Source organism: Paenibacillus sp. USHLN196 (genome assembly GCF_037144955.1).
GTDB classification, from domain to species: Bacteria; Bacillota; Bacilli; order Paenibacillales; family Paenibacillaceae; genus Paenibacillus; species Paenibacillus xylanexedens_C.
Window position 1 is genome coordinate 51,155 of the sequence record NZ_JBBCYH010000008.1, and the last position, 17,732, is coordinate 68,886.

At 46.0% G+C, this 17,732-nt stretch carries 17 protein-coding genes; 13 read left to right on the plus strand and 4 right to left on the minus strand.

Annotation, left to right across the window (positions count from 1 at the left end; genetic code table 11):
• Nucleotides 1–46: 46 nt before the first annotated feature.
• Complete coding sequence (gene rpsD, locus WFI24_RS19690; protein WP_336763543.1) at nucleotides 47–646, minus strand: 30S ribosomal protein S4; 600 nt, start codon at nucleotides 644–646, stop codon at nucleotides 47–49.
• A gap of 465 nt (nucleotides 647–1,111) precedes the next feature.
• On the opposite strand from rpsD, the gene WFI24_RS19695 reads away from it, so the two are divergent.
• The 5 genes from WFI24_RS19695 to WFI24_RS19715 all read left to right on the plus strand — a co-directional run bounded on the left by WFI24_RS19695 (nucleotide 1,112) and on the right by WFI24_RS19715 (nucleotide 6,187).
• Complete coding sequence (locus WFI24_RS19695; protein WP_336763545.1) at nucleotides 1,112–3,103, plus strand: sensor domain-containing diguanylate cyclase; 1,992 nt, start codon at nucleotides 1,112–1,114, stop codon at nucleotides 3,101–3,103.
• 102 nt (nucleotides 3,104–3,205) lie between these two features.
• Complete coding sequence (locus WFI24_RS19700; protein ID WP_336763547.1) at nucleotides 3,206–4,102, plus strand: hypothetical protein; 897 nt, start codon at nucleotides 3,206–3,208, stop codon at nucleotides 4,100–4,102.
• Nucleotides 4,103–4,212: 110 nt separating this feature from the next.
• Nucleotides 4,213–5,328, plus strand: coding sequence for an aminopeptidase (locus WFI24_RS19705; RefSeq protein ID WP_336763549.1), 1,116 nt, complete (start codon nucleotides 4,213–4,215; stop codon nucleotides 5,326–5,328).
• A gap of 95 nt (nucleotides 5,329–5,423) precedes the next feature.
• Nucleotides 5,424–5,669, plus strand: coding sequence for an HPr family phosphocarrier protein (locus tag WFI24_RS19710; RefSeq protein ID WP_145322869.1), 246 nt, complete (start codon nucleotides 5,424–5,426; stop codon nucleotides 5,667–5,669).
• A gap of 224 nt (nucleotides 5,670–5,893) precedes the next feature.
• A complete protein-coding gene (locus WFI24_RS19715; protein WP_017687426.1) occupies nucleotides 5,894–6,187 on the plus strand; it encodes a YlaN family protein in 294 nt (97 codons plus the stop codon).
• Nucleotides 6,188–6,381: 194 nt separating this feature from the next.
• Here WFI24_RS19715 and cax read toward each other — a convergent pair whose 3' ends face one another.
• A complete protein-coding gene (gene cax, locus WFI24_RS19720; protein WP_074095776.1) occupies nucleotides 6,382–7,452 on the minus strand; it encodes a calcium/proton exchanger in 1,071 nt (356 codons plus the stop codon).
• 183 nt (nucleotides 7,453–7,635) lie between these two features.
• Between cax and WFI24_RS19725 the strand changes: the two genes are divergently transcribed.
• Nucleotides 7,636–7,998, plus strand: a complete 363-nt coding sequence (locus WFI24_RS19725; protein ID WP_017687428.1) for an Asp23/Gls24 family envelope stress response protein — start codon at nucleotides 7,636–7,638, stop codon at nucleotides 7,996–7,998.
• Nucleotides 7,999–8,173: 175 nt separating this feature from the next.
• Here the strand turns inward: WFI24_RS19725 and ftsW are convergent, their stop codons facing one another.
• Nucleotides 8,174–9,463, minus strand: a complete 1,290-nt coding sequence (ftsW, locus tag WFI24_RS19730) for a putative lipid II flippase FtsW (RefSeq protein ID WP_336763554.1) — start codon at nucleotides 9,461–9,463, stop codon at nucleotides 8,174–8,176.
• Nucleotides 9,464–9,476: 13 nt separating this feature from the next.
• Entirely contained in the window at nucleotides 9,477–9,824 is a 348-nt protein-coding gene (locus WFI24_RS19735; protein ID WP_062835371.1) for a YugN family protein, read from the minus strand.
• Between the two features lie 210 nt (nucleotides 9,825–10,034).
• Here WFI24_RS19735 and WFI24_RS19740 point away from each other — a divergent pair, with 210 nt between their 5' ends.
• The 7 genes from WFI24_RS19740 (at nucleotide 10,035) to WFI24_RS19770 (ending at nucleotide 17,684) form a co-directional block, all read left to right on the plus strand.
• Nucleotides 10,035–11,204 (plus strand): M20 family metallopeptidase, encoded by a 1,170-nt coding sequence (locus WFI24_RS19740; RefSeq protein WP_336763556.1) that lies wholly within the window; start codon nucleotides 10,035–10,037, stop codon nucleotides 11,202–11,204.
• 347 nt (nucleotides 11,205–11,551) lie between these two features.
• Entirely contained in the window at nucleotides 11,552–13,246 is a 1,695-nt protein-coding gene (locus WFI24_RS19745; RefSeq protein ID WP_336763558.1) for a DNA repair helicase XPB, read from the plus strand.
• A 36-nt stretch (nucleotides 13,247–13,282) separates the two neighbouring features.
• Nucleotides 13,283–14,998: a helicase-associated domain-containing protein gene (locus WFI24_RS19750; RefSeq protein WP_336763559.1), complete on the plus strand. Its 1,716-nt coding sequence runs from the start codon at nucleotides 13,283–13,285 to the stop codon at nucleotides 14,996–14,998.
• A 151-nt stretch (nucleotides 14,999–15,149) separates the two neighbouring features.
• Entirely contained in the window at nucleotides 15,150–15,587 is a 438-nt protein-coding gene (locus WFI24_RS19755) for a YlbF family regulator (protein ID WP_145322858.1), read from the plus strand.
• 173 nt (nucleotides 15,588–15,760) lie between these two features.
• Complete coding sequence (locus WFI24_RS19760) at nucleotides 15,761–16,024, plus strand: YlbG family protein (protein ID WP_095290540.1); 264 nt, start codon at nucleotides 15,761–15,763, stop codon at nucleotides 16,022–16,024.
• A gap of 165 nt (nucleotides 16,025–16,189) precedes the next feature.
• A complete protein-coding gene (locus WFI24_RS19765) occupies nucleotides 16,190–16,627 on the plus strand; it encodes a hypothetical protein (protein ID WP_017687436.1) in 438 nt (145 codons plus the stop codon).
• 133 nt (nucleotides 16,628–16,760) lie between these two features.
• On the plus strand, nucleotides 16,761–17,684 hold the full coding sequence (locus WFI24_RS19770) for a selenium metabolism-associated LysR family transcriptional regulator (RefSeq protein WP_145322854.1): 924 nt from the start codon (nucleotides 16,761–16,763) through the stop codon (nucleotides 17,682–17,684).
• Nucleotides 17,685–17,732: the final 48 nt, after the last annotated feature.

Consider the following 17,732-nt stretch of genomic DNA (forward strand, 5'->3'; position numbering starts at 1 on the left):
AATCTCGACAGCTGTTTGGATTGAAACTTTAATGTGATTGCAACGATTAACGGTTGTAGAACTCGACGATTTGTTTTTCATCGATGTCTTGGGACAATTCAGCACGCTCAGGCAAGCGGATGAATTTACCTTCTACAGCTGCTTCGTTGTATTCAACGTATGCTGGAAGATGCGAACGGCCTTCCAAAGCTTCCTTAACGGAAGAAAGAGCGCGGCTCTTCTCACGCAAGCCGATTACATCGCCAGTGCTTACTTGGTAAGAAGCGATATCGACTTTTTTGCCGTTTACAGTTACGTGACCGTGTGCTACCAACTGACGCGCTCCAGCGCGGGAGTTAGCAAACCCAAGGCGGTAAACGAGGTTGTCAAGGCGGCACTCAAGCAAGAACATGAAGTTTTCGCCGGCGATACCTTGCATTTTTTGAGCTCTAGAGAACAGTGTGCGGAATTGCTTCTCGCCCAAACCGTACATGTGGCGCAATTTTTGTTTTTCTTGCAATTGCATACCGTAGTTGCTCATTTTTCTGCGTTGGTTAGCTCCGTGCTGACCTGGAGGGAAAGGACGTTTCAATTCTTTGCCTGTTCCGCTCAGGGAAATGCCGAGGCGACGGCTCAATTTAAATTTAGGACCAGTGTAACGTGCCATGTTTAAAGTAGCTCCTTTTTAGTTAAAGTTCATATTAGGGCTCTGTTTGCGCTCCAATTTGTTGATGCGGGCTTGGCCTCGCATAGAACGATCAGGAAAGTTCAGCCGCTGTCCTGAAAGCAACAAAAAGAATGAGGGTGACACAACCGGTAATGCCCAAATTTAAAGACCCATTAGTAGTCTTCATCAACAATTTATATTACAGTTTAAGAGAACCAAAGTCAAGCGTAGAATAAAAGCAAAAAAACGTCTAAATTTGTCGATAGGTCATTGGGCCTAAAATAATGGGACAATTTTCTGAAATATGGATGCAAAAAAGCTTTAAACAGAGTAAAATAGATTGTATCTTAACTTTAAATCATCTTTATGTAACAAGGTTATCGCAACGAATTTGCAGGTTTGCGATAACGTGTGCAGATTAATGCATCCTGATGGATGCAAAAACGGTGCAAAGGAGCGCCTGACATGTTAGAACATCTAAGAAGTTTACCTGCCAGCTTGAATTCACGAAGTTCGGGCTATTCCGCATCTTTTGCCGCTCCTGATCCTCATGAAGAGCATGTGTTGTGGATGCAAAAAATGGATATCACACCTTTTGATTTTTCATATTTGGGCAGCTTGCTCGAGCAGGCTTACCGTGACTGGAACTCCAAAGTAGATTCAGGGCTGACCAGAACATCAACATTGTACAGCGTATGGAACACGGATGGTAATTGCATAGGGTACGACAGCAATCACGAAGTTGATTCGGGTGTGGATATACGAAGTCTTGTATTGGAATGTATCGATAAAAGACAGATCCTGTCCTTCAGAGGAACAAGCGAACGCGGAGAATATCTTCTAATAACACATCCTTTGTTCTCTAGAACGAACAAGGATATGTTTGCCGTATTCACTGCTGTAATCTATGAATCCAATCGATATGAAACGTCTGAAGCTGTGGTTCGATCTGAGGCATTGCATTACCGCACCTGCTTTTACCGAAGATTTGAATACATATTTATGACGGACCTGTTACATGCTCATGAACAAACAGCGCGTGAAGAACACCGGAGGTCTATCCTCTTTCAGATTGTTCAGCGAATGCATGACAAAATGGATGTCGACGCCATATTGGATGAAGTATTTGACAGTATGGACTATCTGTACCCAGCTACGTATATCAAACTCTATATGTCTCAGGATCAGAGCAACTTTAATCCCCGGATTAAACCGTTGCTGGTACACGAACGAGGGGAAGATATATGTGTGCGCTCATTTATGGAAGGCAAACGGATCATTTCTCGCTCAGATGTTGGAGAGAATCGCATCATAGAAGTGGGTCTTCCTCTGAAAGGAAAACAAGGCATATACGGTGTGTTCCATATCGAAATGAATGAGGAGATCATGGAAGAATCAGATCTGCAATTGATTACGATGATGGTAGACACCGCAGGCACGGCTTTTGAAAACGCCAAGTTGCACGAACAATCCAATATGTTGATTCAGGAGCTTCGTTTGATTAATGATCTTACCCAGCGCTTGAACAAAAGCCTGCATCTTTCGGAGATCTATCAATTATGCGAGCAAGAGTTAAAGGAAATATTTCAGGCTGAAACGTGCTGCATTCTTCAACTCAATGATAGTACGAATGACTTTGAAGTCATGTCGTCTAATGTGAAAGATGTTTTTCACCAATCTTTTTCTGTAGACTACGGTATCGCAGGCTTGCTGTATCGAACAGAGGAACCACTTATTATATCCAATTATGCGCAATATGATAAAGTGTCGTCCTTTTTCATGGAAGATACCGGCTCCATGTCATTGATTGCATCACCGATCAGAGTCAATGGTGAAGTGAAGGGTGCCATTTTGTTGGGACACAGTAGAGAGCAATATTTTTCATATGATAATTATCGGCTCTTGCAGATGCTGTCCATTCATATCGGACTTGCCCTGTCGAATGCCACGCTACATGCCGAGGTTCGGCGTTTGGCTAATCTGGATATGCTGACAGGGTTGTACGTCAGGCATTACTTGGATAGTGTAATTCACGAGCGTCAGGCTCACGAATTCTGTGGCTCGCTCATTGTGGTGGATATTGATCAGTTCAAGCAGGTGAATGATACATTCGGACACCAGACGGGCGATCAAGTGCTGAAGCAAGTAAGTGAAATAGTTACCAGTTCTGTTCGCCCTGTAGATGTCTGCGCCAGATGGGGTGGAGAAGAATTGGCCATCTATATGCCGCAGGTAAGTGTCCATCAGGCGTTAGAATACGCGGAAGTGATTCGAAGGAGAGTCGCGGAGGAAACCAGACCTCTAGTCACGGTATCCAGTGGCATCGCCGAGTGGAATTGGATGGATGAGAAGGTTAGTGTGGAGTCCTTGTTTTATCGGGCTGACATGGCTTTGTACAGCGCCAAGAATGGCGGTCGGAACAGAATCGTTGTAGAAGAACAGGAAGTAACACGTTAAGAGAGAACCATTCCGATTGCGGAGTCGTTCTCTCTTTTTTTATGTATTGGAGATCAAGTCGTTTATAGAGGGGGGTATAAGCAAATACGGGCAGGGCAATCTATGGAGAAAGTTGACGGAAAGGTGAAGATGGATATGAACATGCTTAACCACCGGTCGGTACGTACTTTATGGTTACTCGTGATTATCGTGATTACTGGCGTTCCGGCTTGTGGATTAATCCAGCGTGATCAAACGCCTGAAGAAGTTTTTTCTCTGGCTTTATCCGGAATAGCGGGTAAAGAAAAGTTAAGTTTTGAAGGAGAAGCTGGACTGCGACGGGAGAACAGTGGACTGTTCGAGAATCAGTTCAAATTTGAAGGGAAGCTGGAGAATCATGATCGTCTTACCCTGCAGACCCGATTGCCTGGAGAGGTAACCGCTGTGGGCACGGGCATTCATACGACTGCTGTAAACAATAACGGACAGCCTCGTGGTTTTAGTGCCTCTTTTGAACGGAAACAAGGGCAATGGATGGCGTTGTCAGCGCAGCATGAGCCGCTGCGTGGTTCTCTGTCCCGCTTTAATCCAATTGCTCAATTGGAGAAGATTGATGGGATGCACAAAACGATTCAATCCGAGTATGGGTCCGGTCGTCGAACCAGAACATTACGGATTGAACTTGCACCGGAAGACGCCAAAGCATGGGCTGTAGCCCAGCTAAACGACGAGATGAACGCCATCCGGTCAGAATATATGCATAAGGCAGCTACGGTGAAAGGAGCGCGTAAGGAGAAGCTTGAGAAGGATCTGGAGAAAGTATGGGAACAGGGTGAAACAACGATGCAACAGATGATGAAACAAGCCAGCGTGCAGACGGTATATCACCTCACAGTTGATCGGAAGAGCAGTCTGCCTCTTCGCTTATCCTCTGAAAGCCAGGTAAGTTACACGGACAATAAGCATAAAAACAATAAAGAAGCCCTTGTCACGGATATAAACTTCAAGTCATATCAATAATGAAGTGAAGGACTGCCTGCTGACGGGATGACTGTTCGCGTGCTACAATAGTATCGTAATTTACCGTTGTTCAATTCAAGTATGGCAGATGACAGGAGGATTTTACCAAGATGAAAGACCCTAGAATTCAAAAGCTTGCAGCAAACCTGGTGGGCTATTCTGTAGATGTACAGCCTGGTGAAAATGTGTTGGTTGAGATGATTGGATCGGAACGTGATCTGATTAACGCGATTATTGAAGAAGTAGGCAAAAAAGGCGGTAACGTCTTTGTACAGTTGACGGATAAGACCGTACAGCGCGCTATGCTGAAAAATGCGACAGAAGAAATGATGAAAACGTGGGCAGAGATTGATCTGAACCGTATGAAACAGATGGATTGTTATATTGGCATTCGTGCGGGAGAAAATGTGAATGATCTGTCCGATGTGCCGGAAGAAAAAATGAAAATGTACAATTCCTTGTACTCCCACCCGGTACATAGTGAACAGCGTGTCAAACATACGAAATGGGTTGTACTTCGTTACCCTAACGCAAGTATGGCGCAACTCGCAAATACAAGTACAGAAGCGTTTGAAGATTTCTACTTCGACGTATGTAACCTGGATTATGCCAAAATGGACAAAGCACAGGACTCACTGGCTAACCTGATGAAACGGACGGACAAAGTTCGCATCACGGGACCAGGAACAGAACTGAGTTTCTCCATTAAAGATATCGGTGCAGAGAAATGCTCTGGCCAAAAAAATATTCCGGATGGCGAAGTGTACAGTGCCCCTGTACGTAACTCCGTGAACGGAACGATTAGTTATAACTCGCCAACCCTGTACAATGGAGTTACTTTTGAAAATATCAAGTTCACCTTCAAGGATGGCAAAATCGTCGAAGCGACAAGCAACGATACAGAGCGCTTGAATGAAATCCTGAATTCGGATGAGGGTGCCCGTCATATCGGTGAATTCGCGATTGGATTCAACCCGCATATCCTGCACCCAATGAAGGACATTCTGTTTGATGAGAAAATCGCAGGCAGCTTGCACTTTACGCCGGGTCAGGCTTATGAAGAAACGGACAATGGCAATCGCTCGTCCATCCACTGGGATCTGGTGTTGATCCAACGTCCGGATTATGGTGGCGGAGAGATTTATTTTGATGATGTGTTGATTCGTAAAGACGGTATCTTTGTTATTCCTGAGCTGGAATGCCTCAATCCGGAACGTTTGAAGTAAGAGCAGGATTTTGCTGTTGCTAGGAAAGCGGATTCACGGTATCATGTAGTGGTAATTAATAGATGATACCAAAGTAAAAAGACGGAGGGATTCCTATGTCGAGTAATAACGCGGCTGTAGTAGAAATTGCTCAAACAGCAGGCAAGTTTACTTCTTCAATCGTGCTTCATTCGGAGAACAAGTATATCGATGTGAAAAGCATTCTCGGATTGTTTACAACGCTGATCAGCACGCACAGCTATGAACTGCATGTTCATGGTCCAGATGCAGTTGAAGCGAAAGCAGCCATGTCAGAAGTGTTTGCTAAGCATGGACTGAATGTAAGCATGGCATCTGAGTAATAGCTCTCAAGAAGCACCTCTGCGTTTTTGGCAGGGGTGTTTTTTGGCATTGCATGACTTGAATACTGTTCTGGACATCCCTGGAACAGCGGGAATAAGCTGAAATAGAAGGCTTCACTTTGTGGGCTTATTTTGGTCAGGTTCTTGTATTAGCTCTTCATTTCGTCTAATATTAGAGGTAGAACGTCTTTACGCGATTTTTGGGACATAGGGGGGAAAAATGCATGACTTCATCTGATCTGCAGGACCAGCTGAATTTGAAAGCGATCAGTCTTCTTCAAGAAGATGCAGATAAAATACAGAAGCTTATTGAAGTACAGATGGAGAATCTGGCTACCCGCTACTGCCCTCTCTATGAGGAAGTATTGGATACACAGATGTATGGGTTCTCCAAGGAAGTTGACTTTGCTGTTCGTGCAGGGCTCCTTCCAGAAGGTGCAGGTAAGCAGCTGGTTAGCGCGCTTGAGCGGAATTTGGCAATTTTATATGAAGCCTTGAACAAAAAGAATGAGCAATAGCCTGCAATCGCGCGGGTCAGAATAGAAGGCATGCAGGCGTTTATGCATGCTTTTTTTGTACGTCCGAACGGGACTGAGAAGTAAGTCACCCAGAAGACGTATATAAGCAAAGAGACAGCTCGACATGGATATTCGAGCTGCCTCTTGTAGCTTGTTTATTTTTAAAAAGATGGCTTGGTGATGACTTGAACGGGTTACACCAGGAAGAAGGATACACCGAGTATGATATATACCACGAGCAGGAGTAGCCCTTCATACCAATTCGTTGAACCATCTTGGGTGATGGACTTTGCAATAAATACAGATACGCCGATGGCGACCAGCTCAATCGTTGTAAATACGATATCCATGGTTCTACCTGTGAAGTAGCTGACAAAAATCAGCACAGGGGCAACAAAGAGCGCAATCTGCAAGCTGCTGCCGACAGCAATCTCGACGGCTGCTCCGATTTTATTTTTCATGGCAAGCATGATGGCTGCACTGTGTTCCGCTGCATTACCGATGATGGCGACAAGGAATGCACCGACAAACAGCTCACTAAGTCCAAATTCCGAAGTGAATACTTCGAGTGTCCCGACCAGCCATTCACTGACGAAGGCAACCATGACCGTTGCGAGCACCAGGTAGAGAATTGATTTTTTCTTGGACCATGCCGGAGCATGCTCATGTGGTAGCTCTTCATCACGATCCTCAGTAACGTCTGCAAGGTAGTTCTTGTGCGTCACCATGGAGAATAGTAACCAGGCGATATACGCAAGAATGAGCAACCCGGCCACGATGAGACTAAGTGTATTGGTGTCTTTCTGTGTAATGGAATGTGTATTGAGAAAGACTGCCGGAATAAACAGGGCAATGATGGCGACAATCATCAGGGAACCATTCAGACCTGCAAGTGAGACATTATAATTCTGGATTTTGAACTTAAGTCCTCCGGCAAAAATACTTAACCCAAGCACTAACAGCAGGTTTCCGATGATGGAGCCTGTCAGACTTGCTTTGACCATGTCGAACAGTCCCTCTTTGACGAGGAAAATGGCGATGATCAATTCGGCTGCATTGCCGAAAGTTGCATTCAGGAATCCACCTAGCCGCTGTCCGGCATAGTGGGCCACATTTTCGGTCGCTTTACCTAAAAAACCGGCCACAAAAATAACCGAAATGGCTGATATCACGAACTGTAGAATCGAATCCCATTTCATGTAGTGGGCGATGGCACTGAGTGCAAAGAAAGCAATCAGCAAAATGGATGAAATCCGGTTTCTCACAACTAAACACCTCGGTTATAAAATATTTTGTTTTGAATTGCAATCTAAAACCTTATGAGATTATTTTCATATTTCAATATAACCAAATGGTGGTAGGTTGTAAACGCATCTTTTTGAGTTTAATTTGCTTTTTGGGGTGGAAAGGATTTAAAATACGAGTAACGAAGTGAAGGAGGATGTGGCATGGCAGAACAACTTCAACTGGAGAGCGGAAACATCCGGATTGCCGATGACGTGGTTGCGAAAATTGCCGGAATGGCTGCAATGGAAACGCCCGGAATTGCCGCAATGTCTGGAGGATTGTCAGAGGGCTGGGCGAAGCGACTCAGCGGTAAAAACGTACAGAAAGGCGTGAGCGTTGAGGTCGGCCAGCTGGAAGCAGCCATTGACCTGCGCATCATCGTCCTGTACGAAACCCCGATTCATGAAGTTTCCCGTATGCTTCAGCAGAATGTAAGAGAAGCGGTAGAGACCATGACCGGATTACGCGTGGTTGAAGTCAATGTTAAGGTAGAAGGCGTATCTTTCAAAGGCGACGATCTGTAAAATTTCGCAATCCGCAATGGAGTACAGAGGCAGATTGGCTTTGTTCTTCATCTTGATAGACAGAGTATACCCAGTACACGCAAAAAGGCTGTGCATCCAATTCGGGTGCACAGCCTTTTTTTGTTTTGCTTTTCAATTGAATGGCTCAAGCTCCGTTTCTGTAGGAACAGTCCCGTTACCGAATCCGACGGATGGACTCCCGTGAACGAAGAGCAGGAGAGGTGCGAGTCTGTGTCTGTACAGTCACGGACTTGGTTTTCTCTTCCTTGATCACGTCCAGATTATTGGTACGCGAGATACTGAGCAGAATGCCCATGGCAACCATCATCACAAAGAGTGAGGTACCTCCATAACTGATAAACGGAAGTGTGACCCCCGTTACCGGGATGGTTTGAGTTACGCCGCCGATATTAATGAATGCCTGTATTGCGATGAGTCCCATAATTCCGATGCCGACCAATGTTCCGAATGGATCTGGACAACGAAGAGAAACAATAATTCCTCGCCAGATAAAGTACAGATAAACCAGAAGGAATAAGGTACTACCGATGAATCCGAGTTCTTCCCCGATCACAGAGAAGATAAAGTCATTGTACGCATTTGGCAAATAGTGCAGCTTCATCGTACCTTGTCCAATCCCGGAACCCGTCATGCCGCCATCTCCAATGGCAACAAGGGAACGGTAGAGGTTAAGACTTCCGCCATTAATGTCGGATAATGGATTCAGGAAAGCCTGAATACGTCCGATCTTGTAGTTCTGCTCCGCAGTGACTGCTGTTGCAGCAGTCGTCGTGTCTGAAGGAGACATGGAAGAAAACAGGGAGTTTGCTCCGAAAGCCAGTGCTCCGCCGAGTACAACCAGGAGAATCGAACCCAGGATATGTTTCATACTGGCGCCACCGGCATAGATCAAGAGACCACAGGTGGACACCAGGATGAAGGTAGTACCGAAGTCTGGTTGCAACATGATCAGTCCGGCGATGAATCCAACGATGAACAAGACGGGAAAATACCCTGTCTTGAAAACTCTGAATTTCTCGCCTTTTTTGGTAATAAGAGCAGAGAGATAGAGAATGATCGCAATTTTGGCGAACTCCGCAGGCTGAAGACTGAAACCAAAAATGTGAATCCAGCTTCGTGCACCGTTTAATACCGCACCTGAGATCAAAACAATCACCAGCATAACCGTAGTGAACAGAAAAAATGGTGCATAGAGCTTTTTATACTTGTTGAAACGGATATTCATGGCGAAAAACATGCCAAATAGACCGATAATCGCCCACATAAGTTGTTTTTTCGTGAAGTAAAGGGCATCATTGTTAAATCTTTCGCTTGCTATTGCAATGCTGGAACTGGAGCTGAATACCATCACCAGTCCGAAGCCCACCAACAATAAAGTGAGGATTAGCAGTTGAAAATCCGGCGTGCCTCTCTTCGTTTTCGTTTGGGCCGTTTGTTGTTTCATCGTTTGGCCCAGCCTATGCTTCCAGCAGTTCTTTAAGCTGCTGTAATTTTTCGGCTGCCAGCTTCACGACTGGCTGCGGAACGGAAGAGTCATAATCCAGACCGTGAGGGAAGGTGGCTTTGCCAAGATAAACGGCTTCAACAGCAAGAACGGTATCCGGTTTTTCCAATTTGCCTTCCACTGCGCGGGTATTAATGCGTACAAAGTATTCTGATTTGGTTTGTTCATCTTCAATTTTGTAGTCATATGTAGCACGGTAATATTCCCATTGCCACCGGACAAATCCGACTTTCTCGGCGCTCTCATCCAGGTATGCCAAGTCGCTCTTCAAGCCATCCAAGCCTGTATTCTCAAAAATCATAAGCGTTTGATCCTCCTCATAAGCTTCCGAGTGTAATTTCTCGTGCATTTCTCTAGTTCATGATAGTATGTTTCCCCTTCCCGTGCAAGCTTTCCAGGGGTGTTTCGTATCGGTTTTCTTCCAATTCTGCTACAATATACAGCAATAGGTTTGAAGAGGAAGGTTCGGGCTTGATTCAAGTCCCGTTCAAGATTGAAAGGGTGGAGAGATATGACTAATAATATATGGTGGGAAGATCTGCAGATCCACATGGTGGAATGGCGGCGTCACCTTCATCGCAATCCTGAGATTTCCTTTCATGAGGAGAAGACATCCTCTTTTGTAGCGGATATGTTGGAGAGCTTTGGCGTTGAAGTGAGGCGTCATGTTGGCGGTCACGGGGTCATCGGTACAATTCGTGGGGACAAGCCGGGGCCTGTCGTCATGCTGCGGGCCGATATGGATGCACTGCCGATTCAGGATGAAAAGGATATAGAATATGCGTCACAACAAGCAGGAGCGATGCATGCATGCGGCCACGATGGTCATATTTCGATCTTGCTGGGTACGGCATTGTATTTCAGCCGTCACAAGCAGGAGATCCGAGGCGAAATTCGGTTTTTGTTCCAGCCGGCAGAAGAACTGCTTCCGGGCGGTGCAGTCCAGGTCATTGCGGATGGGGCGCTTGAAGGTGTGGATGTCATATACGGCATTCATCTGTGGACCCCGCTGCCTGTAGGTGTTGTTGCCAGTAAAGCAGGGCCGATGATGGCGGCTGCAGACGACTTTTACATTGAGATCAAAGGCAAAGGCGGACATGGCGGGATGCCGCAATCCACCATCGACAGTCTTATTGCGGGTTCTGCGCTCGTGATGCAGCTTCAGACGGTTGTCAGCCGTTCGGTTGATCCATTGCAACCAGCAGTGCTGACTATTGGTACAATGCAGGCTGGCTCCGCTCAAAACGTGATTGCAGAGCAGTGCAAAATGAGCGGCACAGTGCGAACGTTCGATGAAGAGACACGAAATGCAATGAAAGAGCGAGTACTTACCATGGTAGCCCAGACAGGGGCAGCGTATGGTGCGAAGACTCAAGTGAAATATATTATGGGATACCCGCCTGTGGTGAATGATGAAGAGGAAACAGCGCGTTTCTTCAGGGAAGCAACCGAAGTATTTGGAGCAGAACGTGTACAAGCGTCCCCGATGCTGATGCCGGCGGAAGATTTCGCGTATTATCTGCAGAAGGTTCCAGGGTGCTTTATGTTTGTTGGTGCAGGCAACCCGGATAAAAATGCGATCTATCCGCATCATCATCCGATGTTTGATTTTGATGAAGACGCGATGCAGACAGCCGTGAGATTGTTTATCGCCATGGCCAAGGGTTACACAGCCGAATGACTTTATAGCCAGTTGGGCATCCTGTTCATACCGAGGTATGGGCAGGATGCTTTTTGTGGATTTTTATAGAGGGGGTTCAAAAAGTCCGCTTTTGATTACGAATCATGCCTAGCAGCATCATCAGCATCGAAGTTGAAATTCAGCCGAAATAAGTAGACGCTTTCGAAGTATGTTTCCTTCGGAAACATTATAGTTGCTCACGTAGGTTTCCTACGTTCCGCTACTCCATTTCTAGCTTCATTCCATCTTCTCGGTACTGAAAACCAGACTTTTTGAACGTGCACTTAAAGCGGTTCATTTTCGGTCGCTGCCGGAACTGGACTTTTTTTGATAGGAGGAAGGCTCGAATGGGAGGAACAGAACATACGGAAAGAACGGATGCGTGTATCGTTCAACGGGATTTTACGGTTTTGCTGGAAGTCGGCCACCCCGGATTCGACAGAGCGAGAGAGCAACTTGGAAAGTATTCAGAACTGGTCAAGACACCGGCGATGTTTCATACCTATCGAATCACTCCGTTATCGCTCTGGAATGCGGCAGCACTGGGATGGAGTGCAGATCAGGTCATCGCAAGTCTGGAGTTGGTATCCCGCTGGAACGTGCCTGCTGCACTCATACAGGATGTCTGCAGGATTATGGATCAGTACGGCAAATTAAAGCTGCATTCCCAAGCAGACCACGCCAGAATGCGCCTTTACAGTGAGGATGAACGGCTGCTGGATGAGTTAAGTGGATTGAAAACGATAGCTGCCTTTCGCATGGAACGCACGGACGCACATGAGCTTATGCTATCTGGGGAGCAGCGAGGATTATTAAAAAGGGAATTAACCAGACTGGGTTACCCGGTGCTTGATTACGTGGGATATCGGGAGGGCACCAAACTTACATTTGGATGGCGAACCAATGATTCAGAGGACAACTCAGAGCACTTCGCGTTGCGTTCCTATCAAAAAGAGGCCGTGGATGCATTTGAAGGCAGTGAAGGCATGGGAGGAAGTGGCTTGCTTGTGCTACCTTGCGGGGCAGGCAAAACGGTCATTGGCATGGCCGTTCTGGAACGGCTTCAATGTGAATGCCTTATTTTGACGTCCAATACGACGTCTGTGCGACAGTGGATTCAGGAGATTCAAGACAAAACAACGATTACCAGTGAACAGATTGGTGAGTATTCAGGTCAGAAGAAACAGGTGAAACCTGTGACTGTAGCTACATATCAGATTCTTACACACCGGAAATCAAAGGATGCTGATTTTACCCACATCAAATTGCTCAGCGAGAGACAATGGGGGCTGATCATTTATGATGAAGTGCATTTGCTGCCAGCGCCGGTGTTTCGTGCAACTGCAGATATTCAAGCTACTCGAAGGCTGGGATTAACGGCAACGTTGGTTCGAGAGGATGGCTGTGAAGAGGATGTATTTTCGCTGATTGGTCCGAAGCTCTATGATATGCCATGGAAACAACTGGAGCAGCAAGGGTGGATTGCCAATGTACAATGTCAGGAGATACGCATCCCGTTCTCCTCGGAACTAAGATCGAATTATCTTCAAGCCGAGGTGAAGCACCAATTTCGATTGGCTGCCGAGAATCCGGCAAAGGTACGTGTAGTCAAGCGTTTGCTGGAACGTCATCGGGATTTGCCTGCGCTAGTGATTGGACAATATCTGGACCAACTAGAGTTGATTGCCCGGGAAATTGAAGCACCTCTGATCTCTGGGACAATGTCACAGCAAGAGCGAATCAAATGGTTTGAAGCATTTCGGCGTGGAGAGATTAAAACGATTGTTGTGTCCAAGGTGGCCAATTTTGCCGTGGATCTGCCAGATGCTGCTGTTGCGCTTGAAATATCGGGTAGCTTCGGTTCAAGGCAGGAAGAAGCACAGCGGTTGGGACGAATCCTGAGACCGAAAACAGGAGAAAACAAAGCTTACTTCTATGCGCTAGTTTCAGAAGATAGTAAGGAACAGGATTTTGCATTAAACCGTCAGATGTTCTTGGTAGAGCAGGGATATGAGTATGACATCGTTCATGAAACGGACTAGGTCATTTATACTCGGGAAAAGAGGAGGGAAGAGGAAATGTCTTCATTTGAACCATTAGATGAACCTGAGGTAGTGGATTTTGATTCTTGGTCAAAGCTCACTTCAATGGAGCAAAAAGTACTGGGTGCAATTTTTCACAAACATGCTGGGCAGCCTTTTACCTCTCTCCCCCCGAGAGAACAGTGGGCCATCGAAGGATTAAGTGGTGCAGAGGCCAAGACTTCATTTGCCAGCCTCAGGCAGCAAGGATGGATTGAATCTGTTCATAAGAGTTGGGGAGAACGTTTATTCTATATTCCTGCTTCCCGAATGGAGACATTGACGATTGCTTGTGTGCAAAGAGTGGGCCTAGCCGTTGAAAAAATGACGATGCGTGCTCATGTAGTACAGGAGGGAAAGCCGGATATCGCTGCAGAGCTGATTCATCTGATCACCTGGATCGGAAGAGAAGGGCTTCCCTTGACAGGTAAAGGGACGATACATAGGAAAACGGTTCAAAAATTAAGTGCAATAACAGTACTATCCGCTGCAGACTTTGAAAGTTTGGGCATTCGATATGAACATTCAGATCTATACCCGGTTCACGTTGCAATCCTTCTCGACCTATTGCTCAGTCTGAATCTGGTTCAGAAGGCAGAGGGTCGGATTCGGATTATAGATCGTCAATTACAAGAGTGGTTGAAGCTCTCGTGGCAACAGATGTATCGGGAAATATATCAAGCTTGTGTAGAAAGATACGGGGCTGCTGAACCTACATTGCAACACTTTCGTTATCAATTGGCAGTGCTTGCTCCGGAGAAGAACGTATGGTGCCGTATAGTAAATTCGAAGTTGGAACCAAAGATTAGGGACTGGCTATACGCATTGGCTGGCTGGGGTTATGGTGAAGTTGGAGAAGATCCGTCAGGAGAGCTGGCATTCCGCTGGCTGATCGACCCGCAGAGCTTGCTATATCGAGGGCATGAGACGGTATATGAGATGGAGCCGTGTGGATTTTACGTGCAGCCTGATTTCGAAATGTTGGTACCACCGGAAGCAGGGCCTGGTGTGATCTGGTTGCTGGAGCAATGTGCCGAACGGGTTACGCGTGATCGGATGACCATTTATCGAATGACGAAAGAGCGAGTCATTTCGGCCATTGCCAAAGGGCATGCATTACACGAATTAATGGGGTTTCTGAATCAATATGCTCTGACAGGCGTGCCGGAGAATGTAAGTTCTGCGTTAGCGGATTGGGGGAAGGAGACGGATATTACACCATTGACTGTGGACCATTACATGGAGGTAAGAGAGGCCAGTATAGGCTCCACAGAGGATCAAGAGACATTAGAGAAAGATGTCTTGACCGGTGTATTTTCTTTCCGCACACCCGATAATCAAGGTATGGTTATTGTCCCTGCATTTTTGCATGGGATGGAGCGTGATCATACTGTAGTCGAGAAGGCATTCTCTCTGTTAGGGGTTGAGGAGATACCTGAGACCTGGTACAGGGAGTGGCGACGATATCACAGTTCAACAGCAAGACAGATTGCTGCCAAAGCCATTGAGTGGCAGACCAAGTTGGGGATCCAACAGAATCATTGTACGCAATACCTCATTCCACATCAGGTAGAGGGGCATGAAAAATGGACATTAAGCGGATGGTGTATTCTGGATTCAAGTGAATGCTCATCAGAGACAGAATGGCGTACATTCTCCCCGTCGGATTGGGATACAATGCGTCTTATCCTGCCAGATGATGTCATAACCTGATTATTTGAAGTGAGTATCAGGTTAAAAGACGAATTTCCAAGTTTCCCTTATTTCTAATTGCAGGAAAAACTCTTCTTAACTATTCATGGATATGCTATGATGAGGTAGTCTACGTTAAGTAGAACTTTATATATAGATAGGATGAATATTCATGAGCGTAGCGGAAATGAACACGGTCGATATGGCCCAAGTGTTAACGGGCGCATATGAACTGGGCGACATGATTAACCAATCTGCCGAAGTATCGGATTATTTATATTGGAAGCAGCAAGTCGAGACTACCCCTGAGATTCAGATGGGGATTCGGAAGCTGAATGCCAAGAAGGAATTGTTTGAAGAAACACAGCGATTTGGTCATTTTCACCCGGATTACCATGCAGCGAAAGACCAGGTGAAGGCGCTGGAACAGGAGTTAGAAAATTTCGAGGCGGTAGCCCGCTTCAAACAGGCAGAGAAGTCCCTGGATGATATGTTATTCCAGATGTCAGAGACTATTGCATTCGCAGTGTCAACGACCATCAAGGTACCAAGTAATGATCCGAATCCGAAGGGCGGCTGCGGTAGTGGCGGCAAGTGTGGTTGCAGTTAAGCAATCAGGATATAGTAATTAATTCAGACTCATGACAGACCGGACCTTTAGGGATGAATGCTTGTTCGGTTCAAGTGACCGATCAACAATCATCCGGGGATGAATGCCTGCTCGGTTCATGTGACCGATCATCCTAGGCGCCGGTCTCCATTATAGAAGGGCGGGGAACGATGATGTTTGCGGAAAGGACAGGATTCATTATTTGGGTCAGTGATTTGAAGGCTGCCCGTAATCTCGAAAAATATGGCACCGTGCATTATATCTCCCGCCGTATGCATTATGTGGTCATGTATGTTAATGCAGAACGGGCAGAAGATACGATGAAAAATGTGAAGCGACTTTCCTATGTGCGCAAGATTGAACGTTCGTATCGAAACGAGATCAAAACCGAGTATGCCAGCAAAACCATGGATAAAACGAGCTTTTACGGAATATAGTCGAGATACTGGAGGGACCCTGTGGGGTCGCTCTTTTCTTGAATTATGCACAAATGGACTTTTATGAAAAAAAGTTAAACTTACGCCTTGAGGTTACGGGACTTATGTTGTAATATATTTGGTAATAAATAGATAGAAAGTCCTATCTGGTGGAGAGTGATTCCCATGCGTGATAAGGTGATGCAACGTTGGAGCACCTACGAGCCGTTTTTCGTGGCTCTTGGAGACAAGAAAGTGGCCGACATCGTCATTACCCATCATGCCAAGATGCGGTATGCAGACCGTATTGAGCCTGCACGTAGTGATGATGACCATATTGCAGCGTGGTTATGGGAGTGTCTGAAGCAGGACCGTATAACACCATACTACCGTAATGAACAGGACGTCTACCTGATTGATGAGGATCTGGTCGTGGTCGCCGAATTTTCCGAACTTGAAGGAGAATATGATATTGCGGGCAACCCGCTGCACAAGATGATTGTAGTTACGTTTCTGGGACGTATGTCGGAGACCATTGAGTTGAGGGACCTGAAATCTTATTACTCATGGTTAAGACATTCAAGAAGAATGACGCTGGTCAAAAATAGTCGCAAGCATAAGTAAGTTGAGTAGATTTAATATGTTGAAATCATAGACATTCAAGTATCATCGCATGCAGACAAGCTGCATGCTTTTTTTGTTGCCAAGCGGGAAATCGGCTACAATGTAGAGAGTGTAATCGAAGAGGGGCGAAGATATGAATTTTCACCAATTGCATATTTTTTATACGGTAGCAGAGAAAGGCAGTTTCTCGGCTGCTGCACAAGCATTACATATGACTCAACCTGCAGTAACAATGCAGATTCAATCACTGGAGGATTATTTTGGAACCAAGCTATTACATCGTTCCACCAAAAAAATAGAGTTATCCGAGGCTGGCCGGACGTTATTGCCTCATGCGAAACGGAGTGTGGAGCTGGTCAGACAGACGGATGAGGCGATGTCTGCGTTTACCCAGATGTTACAAGGCCGACTCCAGCTTGGAGCCAGTTTAACGATCGGAGAATATGTACTCCCGCGCATGCTTGGACCGTTTGCGCTTCAATATCCCGATATTTCCATTGTCATGAAAGTGATGAATACAACGCAAATTATGGATGATATATTGAAGCACCAGCTTAATTTTGGTCTGATTGAAGCGCCAGTGCACCACCCGGACATGATTGTAGAGCCTGTCATGCAGGACGAGCTGAAACTGATTGTACCTGCCGGGCATGATCTGGCTAAGCGTAGCAAAGTGAATCTTGAAGATGTAATGAATTATCCCTTTGTGCTGCGTGAGAAGGGTTCGGGTACACGTCAGGTGATGGAAGATCAATTGCAAAAGAAAAAGATTGATCCACAGGATATGAATGTTGTGATGGAACTTGGCAGTACAGGAGCGGTAAAATCGGCTGTTGAGGCAGGAGTAGGCATTACGATGTTATCCCCCTCTTCCGTGCAGCATGAGCTGGCCCTGGGACTTGTACATATTGTGGATATCCGTGGACTTGAATTCAAACGGCAGTTCTATGCCATCCATCTAAAATCGTCCTTGTTGCCCCTGTCAGCTGTCGCCTTCCTGAACTATCTGCGTCAACAGGAGCAACATAAGCCCAAACACCAAACAGGTAAGGCATAATAGCAGGCACTATCAATAATAGATAAGATTTAATCACAATCCACTATT